The sequence below is a fragment of the Pseudorhizobium endolithicum genome, from assembly GCF_902153245.2.
GTDB classification, from domain to species: Bacteria; Pseudomonadota; Alphaproteobacteria; order Rhizobiales; family Rhizobiaceae; genus Neorhizobium; species Neorhizobium endolithicum.
On sequence record NZ_CABFWF030000015.1, the window covers coordinates 68,470 to 91,075 of the forward strand.

Sequence of the window (22,606 nt, forward strand, 5' to 3'; positions counted from 1 at the left end):
TTTCTTCTCCTCCTGTTTTGAAACTAGAGCGCGCCTGCCATTTCGGCGAGGATCGCTTTTGCCGCCGCCCTCGGATCCTGCGCCTTGACGATCGGGCGGCCGACGACGAGATGACTCGATCCGGAACGCAGGGCCTCGGCCGGCGTCATGACCCGCTTCTGGTCGCCGGCATCGCTGCCGGCGGGCCGTATTCCTGGAGTGACGACGGCCATGCCCTCACCCACGATCGCGCGGACACCTGCTGCTTCCTCGGCCGAGCAGACAATCCCGCCCATGCCGGCCTCCCGAGCCTGTTCGGCACGGCGCAGTACGAGGCTCCTAGGATCGCAATCGTAACCTGCCTCCCGCAAGTCGGCTTCGTCCATGGACGTCAGGACGGTCACGCCGAGCAGGGTGAGTTCTGAGCCTTTGGCTGCCTCGACGGCGGCCCGCATGGCCTTCGGATAGGCGTGCAGGGTCAGCATGGTGACGCCCATCCTGGCGATGTTCTCCACGCCCTTGGCAACGGTGTTGTCGATGTCGAGAAGCTTCATGTCGAGGAAGACCTTCTTGCCCCCTTGGATCAGTTCGCGTGCGAGGTCCAGACCGCCTGCAAAGACGAGTTGGTAGCCGATCTTGTAGAAGGAGATGTCTTCGCCGAGCGTGGAAATGATCGATCGGGCCTCGCCGACCGTCGGGATGTCGAGGCCAACGATCAGGCGATCACGCACGTCCATGTTCCAATCCCTTCCATTCTTCCATCGGCGTCCAGTCGCATGTCGCGATCCTGTCCGCAAGGGAGAAGGCGAAGAGATTGCCGCCGCCGGCGGGTTGGTCGCGGTCGCGGGAAATCCAGGCGCCGGAGAGGTGGCACTTCAGCAAGGTGCCGACGCCCCCATGGCCGACAAAGGCGATGGGCATGGTGGGATCGTGACCGTCGAGGATGCGGGTGACCGCACGGACGATCCGGGCCTGCGCGTCGATGGCGCGTTCCCAGCCGCGGAAACTCTCGTCGGGATGGGCAAAGAACCGGTCGGCCGCGCTCTCGAACTCGGCAGGCGGGAGGAAGCCGGTCGCGCTGCGGTCGTTCTCGTGCATGTCCGGAACGACCTCCACGGCAGCATCGGAAAAACTGGCGAGAAGCTCGGCCGTTTCCACGGCCTTCCTTTCGGTGCTCGAAACGATCCTTTGCAGCGTCACGGCCCACGGAAGTTGCGCCGCCTTCAGCGCCCGGCTCCGACCGATATCCGACAGTTCCCAATCCGGCACGGGAACCGCCGGATCGATATTCACCTGCGGGTGTGTGACGTAGACGCCGAACATGGGGTCAGCCCCGGCTGTAGACCCAGAGCTGCGCCGGCGGAATGTTGCGCACGACGAAGTCCAGGTGCTTGATCTGGAAGCGGTCCGGCCGGGCATCGATGGGAGAGACCGGGCTGTAGGTGATCTGCACGACGGGACGGCCAGGCGGCATGCGGTCGAGCAGGTCCTCGAGCAGGGCGATGCGCTTTTCCATCGGGAAGCTCAGCATGGGGATTGCGGAAATGACGGCGTCGAATTGCTGGTCCTTCCGCTCGCCGAGGGTCCGGTCGAGATCGAAGGCGTCGCCGTTTATGAAGTGCACGCCCGGAATTGTCCGCTTGAGGTGCTGGTAGAAATCCGTCGAATACTCGATCGAGATGATGTTTCCCGGCGCAATCCCGCGGTGGATGATCGCCTTGGTGATGATGCCGGTCCCCGGACCCAGTTCGAGCACCGGAAGCCCCGAGGCGGGATTGATGACGCTTGCCATCCGTCGCGCCGTGACGCCCGACGTCGGGAGAATGGCACCCACGCTCTTTGGCCCGTCGATCCAGCCCTTGAAGAACCTGATCTCCTCATCGAACTTCCGGCCCAGTCGCTCCTTCAGGCGCAATTCCATTCTTCTCTCCTCCTTGGTCAGCTTGGGTTCATGTGGCGTCGATGGCGCAAAAACAAAACCGGATGTCGCACCAAGAAAACGGCATGAAAAAAGCGGCAGGTTTCCCGGCCGCTTTCTGGTTCAGACGCGCATCGGCATCAGTACATAGAGCGCATCGTCGCCGGCGGTATCCCGCACCAGCGTGGGAGACCCGGCATCGGCGAGCATGAAGATCGCGTCCTCGCCCGAAAGCTGCGCCGTGATGTCGAGAAGATATTTGGCGTTGAAGCCGATCTCCAGCGGGTCGTTCTCGTAGCCGACGGCCACCTCTTCCGTCGCGCTGCCGGAATCGGGGTTGTTGACGGTCAGTGTGAGTTGCCCGTCCGACAGCGAAAGCTTTACGGCACGTCCGCGCTCGGAAGAGATGGTCGAGACGCGGTCCACGGCGCGAGTGAAGCTCTGGCAGTCGACGCGCATTTCCTTGTCGTTGCTCGTCGGGATGACACGCTGGTAGTCCGGGAAAGTCCCGTCGATCAGCTTCGACGTCATGATGATGGAACCGATCGTCAGCCGGATCTTGGCATCGGAAACCTCGACCGTGACGACGACCTCCGGATCGTCGACCAGCTTCTGCAATTCGCCGACCGTCTTGCGGGGAATGATGATGCCCGGCATGCCCTCCGAGCCGGAGGGCGCCTGTACGTCGGCGCGGGCCAGGCGATGGCCATCGGTCGCGACGGCGCGCAGCTTCAGGTCTCCGCCGGCCTCGATCGTGTGGAAGAAGATGCCGTTCAGGTAATAACGCGTCTCTTCCGTCGAAATGGCGAACTGCGTGCGGTCGATCAGCATCTTCAGATCGGTCGCCTTCAGCTTGAACGTATGCGTGAAGCTGCCGGCGGTGAGGTCGGGGAAGTCAGCCTCCGGAAGGCACTGCAGCGTGAACTTGGAGCGGCCGGACTGCACCGTCATGGAGCCGCCGTCGGGGTTGGTGGCGAGCAGGACCTCGGATCCGTCCGGCAGCTTGCGGACGATTTCGTAGAGAAGATGCGCCGGTACGGTCGTGGCGCCCGGTTGCTCCACCATGGCGGCGACCGCCTCGGTGATCTCCAGATCCAGGTCCGTGGCCTTGAGCTCGAGGCTCGCACCCGAAGCGCGCAGCAGGACGTTCGACAGGATCGGAATGGTGTTGCGCCGCTCAACGACCCTGTGGACGTGGTTCAGCGACTTCAGGAGATTGGACCGCTCAAGAGTAATACGCATGGACGCTACCGCTTTCGACAGGGCGCCATCGGGGCGGCGCCCGCATAGTTGCCGGCCGAAGGGCCGGAAGATGTGGAGGCGCAAAATGGCAGAACATCTGCACAGAAAGCAAGAGCCGGGAGGTGTTCCCTTGCTCTGAATGCGGACTTGTCGTCACGATTCACAGGGAAAACTTCGCGGCGCTCCGCTTGCCCGCTGGGCTCACCTTGCCCATAAGGAAGCGTGAACGATCAATTTATCCGGGCAGGTTTTGTGAACGACGAGCAGAAGACCATCCAGCGCAGCTACAGGATCGGCAATGCGGCAGTTCCGGCGCGTCCGCTCGACCCGGCGCTCTACCTCGTCGCCACACCGATCGGAAACCTTGGCGACATCACCCTGCGGGCACTCGAAACGCTGGCGGGAGCCGACGTCCTTGCATGCGAGGACACCCGCGTCACGCGTGTGCTGCTCGACCGCTACGGCATCGTCAACCGGCCTTTCGCCTATCACGAGCACAACGCGGACGAGGCCGGTCCCAAGCTGCTTGCCGCGCTGGACGAGGGAAAGTCGGTGGCCCTTGTCTCGGATGCGGGGACGCCGCTCGTGTCCGATCCCGGCTTTCGGCTGGGGCAGATGGCGATCGAGGCGGGGCATAGGGTCGTGCCCGTCCCCGGTCCCTCGGCGCCGCTCGCCGCTCTGGTAGGGTCCGGCATGCCGTCCGACGCCTTCCTGTTTGCCGGGTTCCTGCCTGTGAAGGACAAGGGGAGGCGCGACCGGCTGGCGGAACTTTCGAGGGTGCCGGCCACGCTGATCTTCTTCGAATCCCCCCATCGCATCGGTGCGAGTCTTGCCGCCGCCGCCGATGTCCTGGGCGGGGGCCGCAGGGCGGCGGTCTGCCGCGAACTGACCAAGGCGTTCGAGGAATTCAGGCGGGGATCGCTGGACCAACTCTCCGGCTATTACGCCGACCGGCCCGTGAAGGGCGAGGTCGTCCTTCTGATCGCGCCGCCGGAGATCGACGATGTCCCGGGGGCGATGGAGGTGGATGTCCTGCTGAGGGAACTCGCGGCCTCCATGCCGACGTCGAAGGCCGCCGCCGAAGGTGCGCGGCTTACCGGGCTGTCGAAGAAGGATCTCTACCAGCGGCTTCTGGCCCTGAAGGGGGAGGCGGGTGAAGAGTGATTCCCGTCTCAGCCGCCAGCGTGCCGAACGACGTGGCCACGTCGCAGAGTATCTTGCCGCGGCGCTGCTGCTGCTGAAGGGGTACCGGATCCTGGCCATACGCTTCCGCACCAAGGCGGGGGAGGTGGATCTCATTGCCCGGAAGGGAGACCTTGCCGTCTTCGTCGAGGTGAAGGCACGCATAGGCGAGAGGGAGGCGATCGACGCGGTCAGCGCCATGGCGCAACGGCGCATTCGCGCTGCCAGCGACGTCTGGCTGTCCAGGCGCCCGGATGCCGCCCGCCTGTCGCAGCGCTACGATGTCGTCGCCATACTTCCCGGTCGTCTGCCGCGGCACTTTCCCGACGCCTTCTGACGTGCCGCCGATGGCTCCTGGATGCTATGTGGATTGTAACATTCCTGACATGGAACCGTTACGGGCCTGTCACGTCACCTGCCTATTGCCTTCTCACCGTTACAACCGGTGGGAAGGGACAAGTCATGATCAAGAAGTTCTCCATGGCCGCTCTGGCGGTCACGCTCTACGCCACGTCTTCGCTGGCGGCCACGAACATCACGTGGTGGCACGGCATGGGTGGCCGAAACGGCGAAGTCATCAACGAGATTTCCCAGAAGTTCAACGAGTCGCAGTCGGAATGCGCGCTGACGCCCGTCTCCAAGGGCACCTACGAGGAAGCGCTCGCCTCGGGCATCGCGGCCTTCCGCTCGGGTGAGCAGCCGAACATCCTCCAGGTCTTCGATGCGGGTGCCGCCACCATCATCAATGCCAAAGGCGCAACCGTTGCCGCCGAGGACCTGATCAAGGAAGCGGGCTTCGAGTTCGACCGCGACGACTTCATTGAAGGCGTCCGCTACTTCTACGCCGATTCCGACGGCAAGTTCGTCGGCATGCCGTTCAACTCCTCGGCGCCGATCATGTACATCAACGACGAGGCCCTGAAGAAGGCCGACGTCGAAGCGCCGAAGACCTGGGAAGAGTTCGAGCAGATCGCGCCGAAGTTGAAGGAAGCCGGCTACATCCCCCTCGTCCAGTCGCAGCTGACCTGGCAGTTCACCGAGAACTTCTTCTCGCGCCATGACCTGCAGTTCGCCTCGAACAACAACGGCTACGACAGCGTCATCGACACGACGATCAACGTCACCGATCCGAACCATGTGATGATGTACGAAAAGCTCAAGGAGTGGCACGACGGCGGCCTCTTCGGCTATTACGGCGCCGGCTGGTCCGACAACCAGAAGCCGTTCGAAGAAAACAAGGTCGCCCTGTGGATCGGGTCGTCCGGTTCCTTCGGCGGGCTGCAGAAGACCGCCCAGATGCCCTTCTCCGCGACCTTCCTGCCCTACTGGAAGTCGGTCAATCCGGAAGGCGTCCATACCTTCATCGGCGGCGCGGCCCTGTTCGCCATGTCCGGCAAGTCGGAGGCCGAGAACAAGTGCACGGCCTCCTTCTTCCACTTCCTGACCTCGCCGGAGATCCAGACATTCTACCACCAGGCCACCGGCTATGTCGCCATCACCAAGGCGGCCTATGATCTCGCCAAGGAAGAAGGCCACTACGAGGAGACGCCAGTAGCCGAGGTCGGAATTCAGCAGCTGCAACTGCCGAGCGGCGAGTGGAACAAGGGCTACCGCCTCGGCTTCTATCCACAGATCCGCACCATCATGGAGCGCGAGTACAACCGCATCTTCGCCGGCGAGACGTCGGTAAAGGAGGCGATGGAGACCATCAAGAAGGAAGGCGACGAACTGCTCGCCCGCTTCGCCAAGACCGCCGGCTGATCGACGGCCTTACGACATGGCCCGGCCGCTCCTTTCGGGATGCGGCCCGGCTGATCGGATGGAGGATATGTCTTGGCCTATGTCGCGTCGTCACCCCGTTTCCTGCCCTGGCTCGGTCGTCGCGCCGGCTCCAAGGTCGTTGCCGAAGGCGCCAAGCGCGTTCAGTTTTCCTCGCCGGTCCTCCCTTATCTGTGCCTGGCGCCGCAGCTCGCCGTCATCTTCATCTTCTTCTACCGGCCCTCCGTCCAGGCCGTCAGTTCCTCCTTCTACATCGAGGACCCCTTCGGCTTCGGCTCGACCTTCGTCGGCATGAGCAACTACACCGACATCCTGGCCAGCGCGCAGTATCGCGGCATCGCGCTCTTCACGGTGGTGTTCACCGCGTTGGTGACGTTCTTTTCGCTTTCGATCGGCCTGCTGCTGGCGGTCAAGGCGGATGCCGTCATTCGCGGATCGTCCGCCTACAAGACCATGCTGATCTCCGTCTATGCGATTGCCGCACCGGTAGCCGCCCTGATCGGCATGATGTTCTTCGACCAGCATATCGGCCCGTTTGTCGAGGTGGCGAGCTGGTTCGGCTGGGACATGCGGGTGGGACTGAGTTATTTCGATACCGCCTTCGCGATGATCGCCGTCGCCGTGTGGAAACAGGTGCCCTACAATTTCATCTTCTTCCTATCGGGACTGCAGAGCGTGCCCGTCGCCGTGCGCGAAGCGGCGGCGATCGATTGCGGATCCGGTCTGCGCCGGTTCCGGACGGTCACTCTGCCGCTGCTCGCGCCGACCGCCTTCTTTCTGCTGGTCATCAACGTCACCTACTCGCTGTTCGATACCTTCGGCATCATAGACGTGATGGTGAAGGACAAGTCGGCCAACAACCCCGTCACCCTGGTCTACAAGGTCTATGAAGACGGCTTCCGCGGCAACGACCTGGGCAGCTCGTCGGCACAGTCGGTCATCCTGATGCTCGTCGTCTTCGTTCTGACGGTCTTCCAGTTCCGCTTCATAGAGCGGCGCATCCACTATACCTGAGGGGCGACGGCATGCAGAAAAACAGGCTCTTCGATCACCTGGTGCTGATCCTCGGCTCACTCTTCCTGATGGTGCCGGTGGTCGTCGCCTTCATGACGTCGACGCATACGGCGGCCGACATCCACAGCAACGGTCTTTCGCTCGCCTGGGGTGACAATTTCATAGAGACCTACGAAAAGGTTCTGACCCGCGAGGGCGGCTTTACCGGCCAGGTGACCGGCTCGCGCATGGTCATGAACTCCTTCATCCTCGGCATCGGATTTGCCATCGGCAAGATTGTGCTGTCGATGCTGGCGGCCTATGCGATCGTCTACTTTCGCCTGCGTTTCGCCACGCTCGCCTTCTGGGTGATCTTCACCACGCTGCTCCTGCCGCTCGAAGTCCGCATCATGCCCTCCTACCAGGTGATGTCGAACCTCGGCCTGCTGAACAGTTATATGGGCCTCATCGTGCCGCTGCTCGCATCGGCAACGGGCACCTTCTATTTCCGGCAGTTCTTCAAATCGGTGCCGGACGAGCTTCTGGAGGCTGCCCGCATCGACGGCGCAGGTCCGATCAAGTTCTTCATCGACGTGCTCGTGCCCCTGTCGCGGACGATGATCGCGGCGATCTTCATCATCATGTTCGTCTATGGCTGGAACCAGTATCTCTGGCCCATGCTGATGACCACCGACGAGCGCTTCTTCACCCTGATGCGCGGCATCAAGCAGATCCTGCAGGTCTGGATCGGCTCTCAGATCCCCGACTACAACGAAGCCTTTGCCCTGGCGGTACTCGCCATGCTGCCCCCCGTTCTGATCGTCGTGGTGTTCCAGAGCTGGTTCATCAAGGGCCTGACCGAAAACGACAAGTAAGGACAAACGTCATGGCATCCATCGACATCAACCGTGTCTCCAAGACCTATGCGGGCGGCAACAGGGCGGTCCATTCCGTCGACATCACCATCGGAGATGGAGAGTTCATCGTGCTTGTCGGTCCCTCCGGCTGCGGCAAGTCTACGCTGCTCCGCATGGTGGCGGGGCTGGAGGAGATCACGGAAGGCGAGGTGAAGATCGGCGGCCGCGTCGTCAACACACTGGAACCGGCCGAGCGCGACATCGCCATGGTTTTCCAGAACTACGCGCTATACCCGCACATGACGGTGCGCCAGAACCTCGAATACGGCCTGAAGAACCGCAACACTCCGCGCGCCGAGATCGATGCGCGCGTCGCCGAGGCGGCACGGATGCTGGAGATCTCGCCCTATCTCGACCGAAAGCCCCGCGCCCTCTCGGGTGGCCAGCGTCAGCGCGTCGCCATGGGCCGTGCGATTATCCGGAAACCGGCGGCCTTCCTGTTCGATGAACCGCTCTCCAACCTGGACGCCAAGCTGCGCGTTTCCATGCGCGGCGAGATCAGGCGGCTGCAGCGGCGTCTCGGCACGACGTCGATCTACGTCACCCACGACCAGTTGGAGGCGATGACGCTCGCCGACCGTCTCGTGGTGCTGAACGACGGGCGGATCGAGCAGATCGGCTCGCCGCTCGAGGTCTACCACGAGCCGGCCTCGACCTTCGTCGCGAGCTTCATCGGTGCACCGGCCATGAGCCTGGTGCAGGCGGAACTGCATGGCGACCGGCTTGCGATCGGCCCTTCGCTTCTCAACCTCGACGGTTACGCCCCTGCGTCGGGTCCGGTGACGGTGGGCGTGCGCGCCGAGGACCTGCGTCCGGCCCATGCGGGCGAGGAGGCCCTGGCCTTCCGCCTCGACTATGTCGAGGAACTGGGCGCGCACCGCCTGGTGCACGGCCATGTGGGCGACCAGGCTCTGGTCGTTACGCTGCCGCTCGCGGCGGTCCTGCAGGACGAGATGCGGCTGGCGGTGGATCCGCGCCGGCTGCACTTCTTCGCCCGCGAATCCGGCAGCCGCCTTGCAACAGCGGGGTTGCCGCCGGTGCTCCGGCAGCAGGCCATGGAGCCGGCCGAGATGCCGGGCTGAGACGCGCATAGGCCGTTGCCTTCCACGAACGGCCGTCCTACATCAGGCGGGCATTTCTGAAGGGACAGGGGCAATGGCAAGAATCCGCAGGGTCGCATTCCAGATGGACCACGTCTCCAGCATCAACATCGCCGGGGACTCCACCTTTGCCATGGCGCTGGAAGCGCAGGCGCGCGGATACGAGCTGTTCCACTATACGCCGGACCGGCTGACCATGCGCGACGGGAGGATATTCGCCGCCGTCGAGCCGATGCGGGTCCAGGACGTCAAGGGCGATCACTACAGCCTCGGCGAGCGTGAGCGCGTCGACCTCTCGACCATGGACGTGATCCACCTTCGCCAGGATCCGCCCTTCCACATGGGTTACATCACCTCGACGCATCTGCTGGAGCGCATCCACCCGCAGACGCTGGTGGTCAACGATCCGGCCTGGGTGCGCAATTCACCGGAGAAGATCTTCGTCACCCAATTCGCCGACCTGATGCCTGCTACCCTGATCAGCCGGGATGTCGAGGAGATCGGGCGCTTCCGGCAGGAGATGGGCGATATCATCCTGAAGCCGCTTTACGGCAATGGCGGCGCCGGTGTCTTCCATTCCGCCCGCGACGACCGCAACTTCACCTCCCTGCTGGAGATGTTCGAGCAGGTCTATCGCGGCGAACCCTATATCGCCCAGGCCTATCTGCCGGCGGTGCGCAAGGGCGACAAGCGCATCCTGCTCGTCGACGGGGAACCGGTTGGTGCCATCAACCGCGTGCCGGCGGAAACCGACAGCCGCTCCAACATGCATGTCGGCGGACGGGCCGAACCGGTGGAACTGACCCGCCGCGACCGCGAGATCTGCGACCGGATCGGCCCGGCGCTTCGTGAGCGGGGCTTCCTCTTCGTCGGCATCGATGTGATCGGCGACTACATGACGGAGATCAACGTCACCTCTCCCACCGGTATCCGCGAGGTGAAGAAGTTCGGCGGCGCGGATGTCGCGAGCCTTCTGTGGGATGCGATCGAGGCGAAGCGCGCATAACCGTCGCGCGTTTTGTTCTCCTTCCGCAACCGCATGCAACTGCAGCGCAACGAGTGCGTGAGCCGGTTCGATAAATGTTCTTGTTTTATTCTCTTTTCCATGCCAGATTGCAATCGCTGGCGCGGAAAGCGTTTATCGTTTGCGCCTCGGACATGAAGTTGGGGGCGGTTCATGGTGGCGCGTGTCTCTACGGTTGCATTTCAGGGCATTGAGGGCGTTCCGGTCGAAGTCCAGGTGATGGTCTCGCCCGGCAAGCTACTGATGCCGATCGTGGGGCTGCCGGACAAGGCGGTGGCTGAAAGCCGCGAGCGGGTCCAGGCAGCGCTTCATGCGTCCGGTCTGTCGCTGCCGCCGAAGAAGGTGACGGTGAACCTGGCGCCGGCGGATCTTCCCAAGGAGGGGTCGCATTTCGACCTTGCCATCGCGCTGGGCCTGATGGCTGCGCTGGGTGCCATTCCGGCGGATGCGCTGGCTGGTTACGTCGTGATCGGCGAGTTGAACCTCGATGGAACGCTTGCGCCCGTTGCCGGTGCGCTCCCCGCAGCCATCAGCGCCAACGCGCTAGGCAAGGGCTTGATCTGCCCGGCCGACAGCGGCGCCGAGGCCGCCTGGGCGGGATCTGACATCGATATCCTGGCGCCCCGTAGCCTGATCGCACTCGCCAATCATTTCCGCGGCACGCAGGTTCTCTCCCGGCCGCAACCGGCGATCCGCGCGCTGCCGGCCAACCTGCCGGATCTGATAGACATCAAGGGGCAGGAAAGCGCCAAGCGAGCGCTGGAGGTCGCTGCCGCAGGCGGACACAATCTGCTGATGGTTGGTCCCCCGGGTTCGGGGAAATCCATGCTGGCGGCCCGGCTTCCGTCGATCCTGCCGCCGCTTTCGGCCGCCGAACTGCTGGAAGTCTCGATGATCCATTCGATCGCCGGCCAGCTCTCCGGCGGCAAGCTTTCCGACAGGCGGCCCTATCGCACGCCCCATCATTCGGCCACCATGGCGGCGCTGGTGGGCGGAGGGCTGAAGGCCAGGCCGGGCGACGCATCTCTGGCCCATCACGGCGTGCTGTTCCTCGACGAGTTCCCCGAATTCTCTCCGCAGGTGCTCGATGCCCTGCGGCAGCCGCTGGAAACCGGCGAGTGCGTCATCGCCCGGGCCAACCACCGGGTCTCCTACCCGGCCAACATCCAACTGGTGGCGGCAATGAATCCCTGCCGCTGCGGCATGGCGGGAGAGCCGGGACACACCTGTGCGCGGGGACCCAAATGCGTGTCCGACTACCAGGGACGAATTTCGGCGCCGCTGATGGACCGGATCGATATCCGGATCGATGTGCCGGCAGTGTCGGCGGCGGATCTGATCCGGCCGCGGCCGGCCGAGCCGAGCGCCGACGTCGCCAGGCGCGTGGCTGCCGCGCGCGAACGGCAGCGGGAGCGTTTCGAATGGGCGGGCGTGCCGCAGGTCTCTACTAATGCGCGCTGCTCCACGGCGCTGATCGAGAAGATCGCAGAGCCCGATCCGGGCGGCCTGCAACTGCTCCGCGACGCGGCGGAGAAGCTGAAATTCTCCGCCCGCGGCTATCATCGTGTACTAAAGGTGGCGCGCACCCTGGCCGATCTCGACGGCAGCGACAGCGTCGGCCGTATCCATCTGGCCGAGGCGATCTCCTACCGCATGGCGGGAGAGCGGCTCTCGGCCGCGGCGTGACCTGGAGGAGGTGAATAGTGAATAAGTGAACAGTGTGATTAGCGGGTCTCGAAGAGCCGTTGCGGCTTGCCTGCAGGCCGAGAAACCGGTTCCTACTCGCTACTCGCTACTCGCTACTCGCTACTCGCTACTCGCTACTCGCTATGTTCACCCTCCCAGTCCTTCGAAGAGCGCGGTGGAGAGATAGCGCTCGGCGAAGGAGGGAATGATGACGACGATGGTCTTGCCGGCGTTCTCCTCGCGGCTGCCGACCTTGATCGCTGCAGCAAGCGCTGCGCCGGAGGAGATGCCCACCGGCACGCCCTCGAGCCGCGCGACGAGGCGGGCGGTCTCGAAGGCTTCGTCATTGGTGACCGTGACCACTTCGTCGTAGACGCTGGTATCGAGGATCGTGGGGGCGAAACCGGCGCCGATCCCCTGGATCTTGTGCGGTCCGGGATTGCCGCCGGAGAGAACCGGACTGTCCGTCGGCTCCACGGCGATAACCTTGATTTCCGGCTTGCGGCCCTTCAGCACCTGCCCTGCGCCCGTGATCGTGCCGCCGGTGCCTATCCCGGAGACGAGGATGTCGATGCTGCCGTTGGTATCGTTCCAGATTTCCTCCGCGGTGGTCTTGCGATGGATCTCCGGGTTGGCCGGGTTCTCGAACTGCTGCGGGATAATGGCGTCAGGGAGCGTGGAAGCCAGTTCCTCGGCCTTGGCGATGGCTCCTTTCATGCCTTTCGGGCCTTCCGTCAGCACCAGTTCGGCACCGAGGAGGGCGAGCATCTTGCGGCGCTCGATCGACATGGTTTCCGGCATGGTGAGGATCAGCTTGTAGCCCTTGGCGGCGGCGGCGAAGGCGAGCGCGATGCCGGTATTGCCCGATGTGGGTTCCACCAGGGTGGTCCTGCCGGGCGTGATCTTGCCCTGTGCTTCCAGGCTCTCGATCATCGCGACGCCGATGCGATCCTTCACCGAGGCGATCGGGTTGAAGAACTCGAGCTTGGCCAGCAGATTGGCCTTGACCCCATTCTCCGCTGCCAGCTTGTCGAGGCGCACGATGGGCGTATCGCCGATCGTCTCGGTGATGGAGGAATAGATCCGGCCGCGGCCGGGCTTCTTGTTGTCTGTCATGGTGCTCTCCCTAGGATGGGGACAAGTTAGGGCCAGTTTCGCCGGAAGGCCAGCCAACAGCCGTTGCTAGTGGCCGCATGCGCGGAATTTTGTTCCATGGGCGCCCCCTGCCGGGGCAGCACGTTGCGCAATCAGACGCCGGTCGATCCGAAGCCTCCGGCGCCCCGTATGGTTTTTCCTGCCTCGCCCACCTCATGGACCTGCACCTGCGTCACGGGTGCCAGAACCATCTGGGCGACCCGCATTCCCCGCGTGATCGCGAAGTCATCCTCGCCCAGATTGACGAGCAGCACCTTTACCTCGCCGCGATAGTCGCTGTCGATGGTGCCCGGTGTATTGAGGCATGTGATGCCGTGCTTGAAGGCGAGGCCGGAGCGTGGGCGGATCTGTGCCTCGAAGCCTTCGGGAACTTCGAATACGAAACCGGTCGGCACCAGCCCCCGCTGCCCCGGCTTCAAGATCAGCGTCTCCTCCTCCGCGACGGCGGCCCGCAGATCCATCCCGGCCGCCCCATAAGTCTCGTAGCTGGGCAGCGGAAGCTCCGCCCCGTGGGGCAGCCGTACAAGCTTGAGAACCGGGCCGATGACGTCGCGCATGGGAAGCTCCTTTGTTTCGGAGGTGAATTGCATAAAGGCGGCCAAATCGCTAGATACGCGGCAACTGACAGGATTTACCGGATATGGCTGAAACTCTCGCCGAGGCGGTCTCCCGCCGCCGCACCTTTGCGATCATCGCTCACCCGGACGCGGGCAAGACCACGCTCACGGAAAAGCTCCTTCTGTTCGGCGGCGCGATCCAGCTTGCCGGCGAAGTGAAGGCGAAGAAGGACCGCATCCAGACCCGCTCGGACTGGATGAAGATCGAGCGTGAACGCGGCATCTCGGTCGTTACCTCGGTGATGACGTTCGAATACGAAGGCAATGTCTTCAACATTCTCGATACCCCCGGCCACGAGGATTTCGCGGACGACACCTACCGGACGCTGACCGCAGTGGATGCAGCCGTCATGGTCATCGACGCAGCAAAGGGCATCGAGCCGCGTACGCTGAAGCTCTTCGAAGTCTGCCGCATGCGCGACATTCCCATCATCACCTTCGTCAACAAGATGGACCGCGAAAGCCGCGATCCTTTCGAGATATTGGACGAGGTCGAGGAGAAGCTGGCTCTCGATACGGCTCCGGTGACCTGGCCCGTGGGGCGCTCGAAGACCTTCTGCGGCTCCTACAATCTCGCCAACAACACTTTCCGGGGCTCCGATACCCAGGTGGAGCCGCTACCGGTGAACGGCCCGCAGAGCATCGCCGATCGTCTTCCTGAAAACGAGCGCGCCGCCTTCGTTGAGGAGACGGAGCTCGCGAGGGAGGCGTGCCGCCCCTTCGACCGGCAGTCCTTCCTGGAAGGTCACATGACGCCGGTCTTCTTCGGCTCCGCGCTTCGGAATTTCGGCGTGCGCGACCTCATCAACGCGCTTGGCGCCTATGCGCCGCCGCCCCGCGACCAGGTTGCGGACGTGCGGACGGTCCATGCCGATGAGGACAAAATGACCGCCTTCGTCTTCAAGATCCAGGCCAACATGGATCCCAACCATCGCGACCGCATCGCCTTCGCGCGCATCTGTTCCGGCAAGCTGGAGCGCGGCATGAAGGCACGGCTTGCGCGCACGGGCAAGCAGCTCGGCCTGACCGCGCCGCAGTTTTTCTTCGCTTCGCAGCGCCAACTGGCGGATACGGCCTATGCAGGCGATGTGGTGGGCATCCCCAACCACGGCACTCTGCGCATCGGCGATACGCTGACCGAGGGCGAGGCGCTGGTCTTCCAGGGCGTGCCGAATTTCTCACCGGAAATCCTGCGCCGCGTTCGGCTGGAGGATGCCATGAAGGCCAAGAAGCTGAAGGAAGCGCTGCAGCAGATGGCGGAGGAGGGCGTCGTCCAGCTCTTCCAGCCGGAGGACGGCTCGCCGGCCATCGTCGGCGTGGTAGGCGCGCTGCAGCTCGACGTGCTGAAGGAGCGCCTTTCTACCGAATATGGCCTGCCGGTCTCGTTCGAGATGGCGCGGTTCTCGGTCTGCCGCTGGATTTCGGCGGATCAGCCCGCGGAACTGGAGAAGTTCATCAGCCAGCGCCGCGGCGATATCTGCCGCGACCTCGACGGCGATCCCGTCTTCATGGCCCAGGATGCGTTCTCGCTCCGATACGAGGCGGAGCGCTATCCGGCGATCAGGATGGCCGCGATCAAGGAGTATCACGTCGCCAAGGCGGCGTGAGCCTGGACCTGAGGCTGCCTTGACGACAACAGGCCTGGACGTCTCCTTTCGAACGCGCCTAGCCCTGCAGGTCTTTCAGGAAGTCGTCGCACCAACGCATGACATCCCGCTCGAGCAGGTGGTCCATCATTCCCCGCCAGCGTTCCTGCCGCTCTTCCAGCGACATGCTGAGCCCGCGGGCGATCGCGTTCGCGGTCCCCTCGATGTCGTAGGGGTTGACCAGCAGCGCACCCCGCAATTCGCGCGCGGCACCGGCGAAGCGTGACAGAACCAGAACGCCTGGATCGTCCGGATCCTGTGCCGCGACATATTCCTTGGCGACCAGGTTCATGCCGTCGCGCAAGGGCGTGACAAGCCCGATCGCCGCAAGCCGGTACAACCCCGCCAGTACCGGGCGGCCGATGGATCGGTTGATATAGCGGATCGGTACCCAGTCGACCGTGCCGATGGCGCCGTTCACGCGCCCCGCCTGTTCAGCGACCGTCCGCTGCATCGCCTCGTATTCCGGCACTTCCGACCGGGATTTCGGCGTGATCTGCAGATAGGTGACCTTGTTGTGGTAGCCGGGATTGGCCTTGACGAAGTGTTCGAACGCGTCGATCCGCTGGGTGATGCCCTTGGAATAGTCCAGCCGGTCGACGCCGATGATCAGGTCGCGCCCCTCGATGCTCTGCCGGGCCTTGCGCACCATGATGTTGGTAGCCGCCTTCCGCGCGAAGTCCGCGAAGGCGGCGGTCTCTATGCCGATCCCGTAGTGCCCGCCCTTGAAGGTCCTGCCATAAGAGGTGAACCGGCCCTCGCCGAGGGCTTCGCCGATACCCTCGCGAACGAGACCGCCGGCGAAGTTCGAGAGGTCGTGATCCGTCTGGAAACCAACGAGGTCGTAGTGCGACAGTCCGCGCATGATCTCCTCGTGTACCGGCATGGCGAACAGCACGTCGGCCGGTGGCCAGGGGATGTGCAGGAAAAAGCCGATCTTGTTCTTGAAGCCCATCTGCCTCAGTTCTGCCGCGAGCGGGATCAAGTGGTAGTCATGCACCCAGATGACGTCGTCGTCCTTGAGCAGCGGTGCCAGCCGATGGGCGAAGAAGCGGTTCACCCGGAAGTAGCCGGCCATCTCCTTGCGGCCGTATTCGGCAAGATCCAGCCGGTAGTGGCAGATCGGCCAGAGCACCCGATTGGCAAAGCCTTCGTAGTATTCCTCGACATCCGTCTTGGTCAGGTCCGTCAGGGCATAGGTGATGTTGCCGTGCTGCTGTTGCGCCAGCGGTTCCGGCTCCTTTGTGCCGCTCGACTTTCCGGACCACCCCATCCAGATCCCGCCGCGCTCCTGCAGCGCCGCCTGCAGGGCAACGGCCAGCCCGCCGGCCGGGGCCGCGCCCCCTTTCGCCGGAAGCGTGACCCGGTTTGAAACGACCACAAGGCGGCTCAAGCGATTATTCCTTTCTGCGATGATGCTGCCGGCCCCTCACCCCCGCCGGCGATCCGGGCCAGCGCCTGCCGCAGGTGTTCCGGCGAGGGGAAGATCTCGGCAGCTTCGGTGTCTCCGGGTTCCGCGGCGATCCGGATGGAGTGCCCGCCCAGCATGTTGACGGTGCGGAACATCGCCTCGTCGGTCACGTCGTCGCCGATGGCGATCGGGCGCCGCCCCTTGAACGGCGCTTCTTCGAGATAGTCCTGGACCGCGCTTCCCTTGCTGGCCCTGGCCGGACGAATCTCGAACACCATTTTTCCCCGCTGCAGCGTGAAGTCAGGCCCGGCCTGCAGAAGGTAGAATTCCATCGCCTTCTCGACCTCGCCCTGCCATTCGGGAGCTTGGCGGTAATGCGCGGCCACGGCGGCTCCCTTGTCCTCGATCAGCACGCCCGGCCACTGCCCGGCGGCCGCCGTGAGCGCGTCCTTCACCTCCTCGAAGGCGGCCGTGGCCACGACCCTGCCGACCGTCCCGTCCGACATCCGCCGTTCCGCCCCGTGCAAGCCGGCGACCGGGAAGGAAAAAGGCTCAAACAGCTTGTCCGCATAGGGCAGCGAGCGCCCGGTCACGAGCGCGAGGGCGCCGCCGAGATGGTCGGAAACCTCCTGGAGCCGGCGGGGAAGGTCCGCGGGCACGATAATCGCGTCCGGAGAGGGGGCGATGTCGATCAAGGTCCCGTCGATGTCGAGGAAGAGCGCCCATGCCTCGGGTTCGCTGATGAGCATGTCCACGAACCGGTCGGTGGAGCGAAGCGGGGCCTGGGCATTCCCTGACGGCGTAGGATCGGAATATGGCATGGCCGGATATTTAGCCCGCGGCGCTGATGTGGCAAGGCCGGCACAACCTTGCTCCGCCATGACGGCAGCGGGACCAGGTCATAAATCCGCCATGCTGGCCGGCGGATTTACCGCACGTTAACCATGGCTGGCGGAATCTTTCGTGCATGATAGCGTAGCCGTTCCGCCGAATCCGATGTCGAGGAAACATGTGCCGCTGGGCAGCCTATCGCGGTGATCCGATCTATCTGGAAGAGTTGGTCTCTTCTCCCGCCCACTCGCTGATCGAGCAGTCCCACTGCGCGACCCGGGCAAAGACGGCAACAAACGGGGACGGGTTCGGCATCGCCTGGTACGCGGACCGGCCGGAGCCCGGAAGATATCGCGACATCCTGCCGGCGTGGTCGGACTGCAACCTGCGCAGCATCGCCCGGCAGATACGCTCCCCGCTCTTCCTGGCGCATGTGCGTGCGGCGACGCACGGAGCAACCCGTCGCGATAACTGTCACCCCTTCGTGCATGGTCGCTGGTCGTTCATGCACAATGGCCAGATTTCGGGTTTCGAGCACATCCGGCGGCGGATGGAGGCGCTACTCTCCGATGAACTGTTCCACGCCCGTACCGGCACGACGGACTCCGAGCTCCTTTTCCTGCTGGCGCTGGAATTCGGCCTCGATATATCGCCCCGTACCGCCATCGCCCGTGCGATCGAAACGGCCGAGGCCTTGTCCAGGGAGACCGGTGGAGAAGTCCTGGTGCGGTTCACGGCCGCCTTTTCGAACGGAGAAGCACTCTACGCTGTGCGATATGCCACGGATGACAAGCCACCGACACTCTATGCCGCGCCCTTGGGGAACGAGAGAAGCTACTGTCTGGTATCCGAACCTCTCAACGATGAAGCCGACCGCTGGGCGGAAATCCCCAATGGGGCGATGATCGTCATCAGCGACCGGGGAATGGCCACAGAACGGTTCCTGCCGCAGGCGAGCGCCTGCGCCGCCTAGAGACCGGCAAGACGCTCCGCGACGAGAGCCCCCAGCCGGTCGGCCACTTCATCCTTGGTGAGGTCCGGCCAGTCCTCGACGCCCTGCCGGGAGATGATCTTCACGCGATTGCGCGTTCCGCCCATGATGCCGGTCTGCGGAGATACGTCGTTGGCCACGATGAGGTCGGCGCCCTTGCGCTCAAGCTTGCGGAGCCCGTTCTGCTCCACATCCTGCGTCTCGGCGGCAAAGCCCACCACGAGCCGGGGGCGGCTCCCGTGGTGCCCCACGTCGCTCAGGATGTCGGGATTCTCGGCGAGGAGGAGCGGAGGTGGCGCTTCGCCGGCCTGCTTCTTGATCTTCTGGTCCGAGGAAGATGCGACGCGCCAGTCCGCGACGGCGGCAACCATGACGGCTATATCCACCGGCAGCCGGGAGATCACCGCGTCCCGCATCTCTTCCGCACGCTCGACGTGAACGACTTTCACGCCGGCGGGATCCGGGATCGTAACGGGACCCGAGACGAGCGTGACATCCGCACCCAGTCGTGCAAGGGCGGCCGCAATGGCATGCCCCTGGCGCCCGGAGGAGCGATTGGCGATGTAGCGGACCGGGTCGATCGGTTCATGGGTGGGGCCGGAGGTGACTATGGCCGTTCTGCCTTGGAGCGACTGTGCTTCCGGTCGGAGCAGGCGACCCGCCGCCTCGGCGATCTCCAGCGGTTCCGCCATGCGCCCGACGCCTGCCTCGCCGCTCTCGGCCATCTCTCCCGTGGCCGGGCCGACGAGCAGGATCCCGTCGGCCCGCAAGGCCGCGATATTGCGCACCGTCGCGGGTGCCGACCACATCCTGGGGTTCATTGCAGGGGCGACAAGGACGGGCCTGTCGGTAGCGAGCAGGATCGTGCTCGCCAAGTCGTTTGCGAGACCATGCGCCATCTTCGCCAGGAGGTCGGCACTGGCGGGTGCGACGACGACCAGATCGCATTCGCGCGCCAGGCGGATATGTCCGACGTCCTGCTCGTCCTCACGGGAAAACAGGTCGGTATAGACGTGCGAGGCGGAAAGGGCGCCGACTGCGAGCGGCGTCACGAACTCCTGGGCTGCCGCCGTCATGACCGGACGGACGGAAGCGCCGCGCTCCCGCAGGCGCCGGATCAGGTCCAGGCTCTTGTAGGCGGCGATGCCGCCCGAGATGATGAGAAGGATGCGCTTGCCGGTGAGTTCCATGAAGGGGCCTGCCGTGAGATCGAAGCGGAAGCTAAGCCTTTGGTTCGGGACTTGCAATGAGGGGAGGGTCCTGGGCGGAACCGACGGCCCGCCCTCGCGTTTTTGGGCCGAAGGAGAATGTCATGGCAAAGAAGAATGCCATTCCCAAGAAGGTCGCGGGTTTCAAGGTGCCCCGGACGATCCGCAAATCGAAGCCCCTGAAGGCGCTGCTGGGGAGCAAGACCGGCCGGGACATTCTCGGCAAGGCGCTGATGGCCGGAGCCGCCGCCGCTGCCGCCGTTCTGGCCGAGGAGCGGGAGGAGGTCGCCGCAGCGGGCAGGAAAGGTGCGCGCAAAGGGGCGCGTGCCATGGGCATCGCGGGGGATGCCATCCAGAGCGCGGCGCACGCGGCCATGACCGTGGTGACGGATTCTGCTCGCTCTTTCATGCCGGAGAACAAGGAGCGGCACGAGGAGGAAGAGGGCGACGAGCGCCCTTTCGGGAGCGCCGCCCGGCACTGAACCCGAAGAACAGGAAGGATAGGGTCCGGCGGAGCGGCAAGAGGAATCCAGTCGAACGGCTGATGGCCAGGCGGATGGGAAAGACAACTGCCGGGCGTATAGGCACTGCAGCTCTGCTCGGTGCACTGGGCCGGCTCGTACGAAAACATCCCGGCATCGCGCTGGAAGTGGCTGGCGCCGGGTTGAAGCATGCCGGCAAGGCGGGCGTTGCCGAGGTGCGGGATCTTCTGGGGGCGGAGAAGGAGACCTCTTCTTCCTGACGGAGCCGGTTACCCGCCCGAGCGGTGATCGGCCTCGTCCCCGGCTTCGGCCGTCGCGACCGCGCCCGTGGTCAGCTTGAACCGCGCCATCTCCTCCGCGGTTAGATAGTACAGCCTGTCCGGTGGCGTCTCCAACGCGTTGATCCACAGGCCGGCCTCGATTCCCATTTTATCGAGGTGTCTCGCAATCCGGGCGGTGGTGTTCTGGGCGCCGGACATCGCCTCCTCCGGAGAGGGACGAATCTGGCCGCCGTTGAAGACCTGGTGAACCCCGATCACGGCGTCCTCTTCCGCCTGCCGCGATACCCCGCCCGCGAGCACGAGCGGGCAGGAGGAGGCACACAAGGCCTTGCCCGCGACTTTCGTGCTCAACTTGTTCTCCCGGATGAGTTTCGAGATCGCCAGCGCGTCGTCCACCGAACCCCCCGGCGAATTGAGGGAAACCGTCTTCACATATTCTCCGCGCGCCTCGATCTCCTGAGCAAAACGCGTGGCGGCGCCGACATCGATCGAACCTTCCGCCAGAAGCTCGCCACCCGAGCCGAGCTCGAACCGTATCGGCTGCCGAAGGACTTCCGGCGGACTTCGGGGTTGCACCGGCGGCGCCTGGGGCACTCTGTCGGTGAGGGCGGGCGGCAGAACGGGCGCATCTGTCCGCAGCGGATCATGACCCGGTATCGAGGCATTCGCCATGCTCATTTCCCGCAGGTCGACCGCCACGAACGCGCCGGCGGCAACGAGCAAGCCGAAAAAGGCGTAGCGCATCAGCGCTCCGTCATCGGTGCTGACGAGCGCATCCTTCAGGCGCGTGGCGAGCGAGGCAGAATTCATGCCGACGGACCCTTGCGCGGGTTCTTTACCGATGTGTCGAGGCTCGTGATGTTGGTCGGATGATCCTCGGGAAGGTCGTCCGCATCGACCCGCTGGATGGCTTTCTCTAAATCCATGCCATTCTTGCCGACTGCGCGCTGCACCTCCAGGGCCTCCAGCAGTTCCGCCGCCGTGATCCGGTGGGCAAAGGGGAGTCGCTCCTCCTGCCTGCGAATGGCGCCGTGGACCACCGCCAGGATGAAGACGAGAACCGCGGGCAGAAGGTCGATGGAGATCGCGCCCGCCCAGGCCGGGATGAAGTCGCCGGCATAGCGGAGCACGGCCTCGGCGGACGAGAGCGGTACGAACCGGCGTTCGGCGACCGGCTCGCGGGCCAGGATGTCGTCGGCAGCCTGGGACAGCACCTTCGACTGCACTGCGACGGAGGCACGGATCGTCTCCATCACCTGATCCTGCCGGTTCGCCAGATCCACCGCCTGCCCGTCGGCTACGGGCGCGATGAAGCCGAGCGAAAGGTCTTCCGCCGCCCGCTTCACGGATGGTGCAATCGATGTCTGCTGCAGGGACGTGATGACGCCGGACAGCGCCACGACTTCCGCCGAGAACTGATCGCTTCGTGGTTCGATGGCGCCTGGAGACGAGACCAGCCTGCGCATCGTTTCGAGGTGGGCTCGGCCCTGATCGAAAAGGCTCGTCACCCGCTCGCGCGATGCCGCGATCCCCGCCTCCAACTCGCCGAGCTGTGCCGACATCTGGGAGAGGAGCTGCACCACGCTGCCGGAGCCTGTGGTACCGGTAAGTGCACCCGACTCCCGCTCGTCCTCGGCCAGACGGGCAAAGCGCTCGGAGGTCCGCTGGATGTCCGGCAGCAGGCTCTGGGCGGCGAGGGCGTTCTGGTGCGCCTTGTCGAGATCCGCCGTATAGTCTTCGACGGTTTCGGCGAGATGCTGTTCGAGCGCCGCCGATCCTGCGAGCGCGGCGGCGTTCAGCCAGCTCGACATGGCGATGATCATCGCGCAACCGAGAGCCATGACGCCGAGCATCGCCCCACGTGCGGCGGGTCCGACCACGTGCGGATAGAAACGGGCTATGTAGGACCAGAAGGCATAGATCGCCACGGATACCGAAGCGGAATAGATGATGGCGGCGAAGAAGACGGTGGTGGGCGAGCCATCCAGCAGGCTCCTGACGCCGAGATAGGTGTAGACGCCGGATGCCAGGGCCAGGACGGCAAGCGCGAAGCGGGTCATGGTCTCGACGGCGATGACGCCGTCTTGCAATCGATGCGATGCGCCAAGCGCCATAAGGAGCCTCCGACAGGAATGAATTCCTTAACAGAGGATGAAGAAACCGG

Annotated in this window: 23 protein-coding genes; 12 read left to right on the forward strand and 11 right to left on the reverse strand. The window is 64.3% G+C overall.

Going from position 1 to position 22,606, the window contains the following annotated elements; translation table 11 throughout:
• Positions 1-23: 23 nt before the first annotated feature.
• The 4 genes from pyrF to dnaN all read right to left on the reverse strand — a co-directional run bounded on the left by pyrF (position 24) and on the right by dnaN (position 3,139).
• Positions 24-716: an orotidine-5'-phosphate decarboxylase gene (pyrF, locus tag RTCK_RS17910; RefSeq protein WP_142522034.1), complete on the reverse strand. Its 693-nt coding sequence runs from the start codon at positions 714-716 to the stop codon at positions 24-26.
• A complete protein-coding gene (locus RTCK_RS17915) occupies positions 703-1,302 on the reverse strand; it encodes a histidine phosphatase family protein (protein WP_142593808.1) in 600 nt (199 codons plus the stop codon). Before RTCK_RS17915 ends, pyrF begins: the two co-directional genes overlap by 14 nt.
• 4 nt (positions 1,303-1,306) lie before the next feature.
• Entirely contained in the window at positions 1,307-1,900 is a 594-nt protein-coding gene (pmtA, locus tag RTCK_RS17920; protein WP_142593809.1) for a phospholipid N-methyltransferase PmtA, read from the reverse strand.
• A 120-nt stretch (positions 1,901-2,020) separates the two neighbouring features.
• A complete protein-coding gene (gene dnaN / locus RTCK_RS17925) occupies positions 2,021-3,139 on the reverse strand; it encodes a DNA polymerase III subunit beta (RefSeq protein ID WP_142522031.1) in 1,119 nt (372 codons plus the stop codon).
• 222 nt (positions 3,140-3,361) lie between these two features.
• On the opposite strand from dnaN, the gene rsmI reads away from it, so the two are divergent.
• The 8 genes from rsmI (at position 3,362) to RTCK_RS17965 (ending at position 11,820) form a co-directional block, all read left to right on the forward strand.
• On the forward strand, positions 3,362-4,303 hold the full coding sequence (rsmI, locus tag RTCK_RS17930) for a 16S rRNA (cytidine(1402)-2'-O)-methyltransferase (protein WP_408004573.1): 942 nt from the start codon (positions 3,362-3,364) through the stop codon (positions 4,301-4,303).
• A complete protein-coding gene (locus RTCK_RS17935; RefSeq protein WP_142522030.1) occupies positions 4,293-4,658 on the forward strand; it encodes a YraN family protein in 366 nt (121 codons plus the stop codon). The genes rsmI and RTCK_RS17935 overlap by 11 nt, the downstream gene beginning before the upstream one ends.
• Before the next feature lie 125 nt (positions 4,659-4,783).
• Positions 4,784-6,082 (forward strand): extracellular solute-binding protein, encoded by a 1,299-nt coding sequence (locus tag RTCK_RS17940; RefSeq protein WP_142593810.1) that lies wholly within the window; start codon positions 4,784-4,786, stop codon positions 6,080-6,082.
• Between the two features lie 72 nt (positions 6,083-6,154).
• Positions 6,155-7,114, forward strand: coding sequence for an ABC transporter permease subunit (locus RTCK_RS17945; RefSeq protein ID WP_142593811.1), 960 nt, complete (start codon positions 6,155-6,157; stop codon positions 7,112-7,114).
• Between the two features lie 11 nt (positions 7,115-7,125).
• On the forward strand, positions 7,126-7,968 hold the full coding sequence (ugpE, locus tag RTCK_RS17950) for a sn-glycerol-3-phosphate ABC transporter permease UgpE (RefSeq protein ID WP_142593812.1): 843 nt from the start codon (positions 7,126-7,128) through the stop codon (positions 7,966-7,968).
• Between the two features lie 11 nt (positions 7,969-7,979).
• Positions 7,980-9,092 carry a sn-glycerol-3-phosphate ABC transporter ATP-binding protein UgpC gene (gene ugpC, locus RTCK_RS17955; RefSeq protein ID WP_142593813.1) on the forward strand — a complete coding sequence of 371 codons (1,113 nt, stop codon included), beginning with the start codon at positions 7,980-7,982 and terminating at the stop codon, positions 9,090-9,092.
• A gap of 73 nt (positions 9,093-9,165) precedes the next feature.
• Positions 9,166-10,116, forward strand: a complete 951-nt coding sequence (gene gshB / locus RTCK_RS17960; RefSeq protein WP_142593814.1) for a glutathione synthase — start codon at positions 9,166-9,168, stop codon at positions 10,114-10,116.
• A gap of 171 nt (positions 10,117-10,287) precedes the next feature.
• Positions 10,288-11,820, forward strand: coding sequence for a YifB family Mg chelatase-like AAA ATPase (locus RTCK_RS17965; RefSeq protein ID WP_142593815.1), 1,533 nt, complete (start codon positions 10,288-10,290; stop codon positions 11,818-11,820).
• A 147-nt stretch (positions 11,821-11,967) separates the two neighbouring features.
• Here the strand turns inward: RTCK_RS17965 and cysK are convergent, their stop codons facing one another.
• Positions 11,968-12,936, reverse strand: a complete 969-nt coding sequence (gene cysK / locus RTCK_RS17970; RefSeq protein ID WP_142593816.1) for a cysteine synthase A — start codon at positions 12,934-12,936, stop codon at positions 11,968-11,970.
• A 131-nt stretch (positions 12,937-13,067) separates the two neighbouring features.
• Positions 13,068-13,532 carry a dUTP diphosphatase gene (gene dut / locus RTCK_RS17975; protein ID WP_142593817.1) on the reverse strand — a complete coding sequence of 155 codons (465 nt, stop codon included), beginning with the start codon at positions 13,530-13,532 and terminating at the stop codon, positions 13,068-13,070.
• Positions 13,533-13,615: 83 nt separating this feature from the next.
• Between dut and RTCK_RS17980 the strand changes: the two genes are divergently transcribed.
• Positions 13,616-15,199, forward strand: a complete 1,584-nt coding sequence (locus RTCK_RS17980) for a peptide chain release factor 3 (protein WP_142593818.1) — start codon at positions 13,616-13,618, stop codon at positions 15,197-15,199.
• A gap of 58 nt (positions 15,200-15,257) precedes the next feature.
• Here the strand turns inward: RTCK_RS17980 and otsA are convergent, their stop codons facing one another.
• Complete coding sequence (otsA, locus tag RTCK_RS17985; RefSeq protein ID WP_142522020.1) at positions 15,258-16,631, reverse strand: alpha,alpha-trehalose-phosphate synthase (UDP-forming); 1,374 nt, start codon at positions 16,629-16,631, stop codon at positions 15,258-15,260.
• A complete protein-coding gene (gene otsB / locus RTCK_RS17990; protein ID WP_235988753.1) occupies positions 16,628-17,398 on the reverse strand; it encodes a trehalose-phosphatase in 771 nt (256 codons plus the stop codon). The genes otsA and otsB overlap by 4 nt, the downstream gene beginning before the upstream one ends.
• Positions 17,399-17,658: 260 nt before the next feature.
• Here otsB and RTCK_RS17995 point away from each other — a divergent pair, with 260 nt between their 5' ends.
• On the forward strand, positions 17,659-18,453 hold the full coding sequence (locus RTCK_RS17995) for a class II glutamine amidotransferase (protein WP_142593820.1): 795 nt from the start codon (positions 17,659-17,661) through the stop codon (positions 18,451-18,453).
• Here RTCK_RS17995 and coaBC read toward each other — a convergent pair.
• Positions 18,450-19,661 (reverse strand): bifunctional phosphopantothenoylcysteine decarboxylase/phosphopantothenate--cysteine ligase CoaBC, encoded by a 1,212-nt coding sequence (gene coaBC, locus RTCK_RS18000; protein ID WP_142522966.1) that lies wholly within the window; start codon positions 19,659-19,661, stop codon positions 18,450-18,452. The genes RTCK_RS17995 and coaBC overlap by 4 nt on opposite strands.
• A 122-nt stretch (positions 19,662-19,783) precedes the next feature.
• Between coaBC and RTCK_RS18005 the strand changes: the two genes are divergently transcribed.
• Both RTCK_RS18005 and RTCK_RS18010 read left to right on the forward strand, forming a co-directional pair.
• The gene (locus RTCK_RS18005; RefSeq protein ID WP_142522017.1) at positions 19,784-20,161 is read left to right on the forward strand and encodes a hypothetical protein; all 378 of its coding nucleotides are present in this window, start codon (positions 19,784-19,786) and stop codon (positions 20,159-20,161) included.
• A 74-nt stretch (positions 20,162-20,235) separates the two neighbouring features.
• Positions 20,236-20,421: a hypothetical protein gene (locus RTCK_RS18010; RefSeq protein WP_142593821.1), complete on the forward strand. Its 186-nt coding sequence runs from the start codon at positions 20,236-20,238 to the stop codon at positions 20,419-20,421.
• A 9-nt stretch (positions 20,422-20,430) separates the two neighbouring features.
• Here RTCK_RS18010 and RTCK_RS18015 read toward each other — a convergent pair whose 3' ends face one another.
• Together RTCK_RS18015 and RTCK_RS18020 are read right to left on the reverse strand one after the other, a co-directional pair.
• The gene (locus tag RTCK_RS18015; RefSeq protein WP_185928047.1) at positions 20,431-21,252 is read right to left on the reverse strand and encodes a COG3904 family protein; all 822 of its coding nucleotides are present in this window, start codon (positions 21,250-21,252) and stop codon (positions 20,431-20,433) included.
• A complete protein-coding gene (locus tag RTCK_RS18020; protein WP_142593822.1) occupies positions 21,249-22,556 on the reverse strand; it encodes a hypothetical protein in 1,308 nt (435 codons plus the stop codon). Before RTCK_RS18020 ends, RTCK_RS18015 begins: the two co-directional genes overlap by 4 nt.
• Positions 22,557-22,606 lie beyond the last annotated feature (50 nt).

Excerpts from the sequence above, each read along its gene's own strand:
- coaBC (WP_142522966.1), bottom strand. The coding sequence starts at position 19,661 with ATGGAACTCACCGGCAAGCGCATCCTTCTCATCATCTCGGGCGGCATC.
- RTCK_RS18015 (WP_185928047.1), bottom strand. The coding sequence starts at position 21,252 with ATGAATTCTGCCTCGCTCGCCACGCGCCTGAAGGATGCGCTCGTCAGC.
- pmtA (WP_142593809.1), bottom strand. The coding sequence starts at position 1,900 with ATGGAATTGCGCCTGAAGGAGCGACTGGGCCGGAAGTTCGATGAGGAG.
- cysK (WP_142593816.1), bottom strand. The coding sequence starts at position 12,936 with ATGACAGACAACAAGAAGCCCGGCCGCGGCCGGATCTATTCCTCCATC.
- otsB (WP_235988753.1), bottom strand. The coding sequence starts at position 17,398 with ATGCTCATCAGCGAACCCGAGGCATGGGCGCTCTTCCTCGACATCGAC.
- RTCK_RS18020 (WP_142593822.1), bottom strand. The coding sequence starts at position 22,556 with ATGGCGCTTGGCGCATCGCATCGATTGCAAGACGGCGTCATCGCCGTC.
- gshB (WP_142593814.1), top strand. The coding sequence starts at position 9,166 with ATGGCAAGAATCCGCAGGGTCGCATTCCAGATGGACCACGTCTCCAGC.
- dnaN (WP_142522031.1), bottom strand. The coding sequence starts at position 3,139 with ATGCGTATTACTCTTGAGCGGTCCAATCTCCTGAAGTCGCTGAACCAC.
- ugpE (WP_142593812.1), top strand. The coding sequence starts at position 7,126 with ATGCAGAAAAACAGGCTCTTCGATCACCTGGTGCTGATCCTCGGCTCA.
- ugpC (WP_142593813.1), top strand. The coding sequence starts at position 7,980 with ATGGCATCCATCGACATCAACCGTGTCTCCAAGACCTATGCGGGCGGC.
- pyrF (WP_142522034.1), bottom strand. The coding sequence starts at position 716 with ATGGACGTGCGTGATCGCCTGATCGTTGGCCTCGACATCCCGACGGTC.
- RTCK_RS17980 (WP_142593818.1), top strand. The coding sequence starts at position 13,616 with ATGGCTGAAACTCTCGCCGAGGCGGTCTCCCGCCGCCGCACCTTTGCG.
- RTCK_RS17965 (WP_142593815.1), top strand. The coding sequence starts at position 10,288 with ATGGTGGCGCGTGTCTCTACGGTTGCATTTCAGGGCATTGAGGGCGTT.
- RTCK_RS17915 (WP_142593808.1), bottom strand. The coding sequence starts at position 1,302 with ATGTTCGGCGTCTACGTCACACACCCGCAGGTGAATATCGATCCGGCG.
- RTCK_RS17940 (WP_142593810.1), top strand. The coding sequence starts at position 4,784 with ATGATCAAGAAGTTCTCCATGGCCGCTCTGGCGGTCACGCTCTACGCC.
- dut (WP_142593817.1), bottom strand. The coding sequence starts at position 13,532 with ATGCGCGACGTCATCGGCCCGGTTCTCAAGCTTGTACGGCTGCCCCAC.
- RTCK_RS18005 (WP_142522017.1), top strand. The coding sequence starts at position 19,784 with ATGGCAAAGAAGAATGCCATTCCCAAGAAGGTCGCGGGTTTCAAGGTG.
- RTCK_RS17995 (WP_142593820.1), top strand. The coding sequence starts at position 17,659 with ATGTGCCGCTGGGCAGCCTATCGCGGTGATCCGATCTATCTGGAAGAG.
- RTCK_RS18010 (WP_142593821.1), top strand. The coding sequence starts at position 20,236 with ATGGGAAAGACAACTGCCGGGCGTATAGGCACTGCAGCTCTGCTCGGT.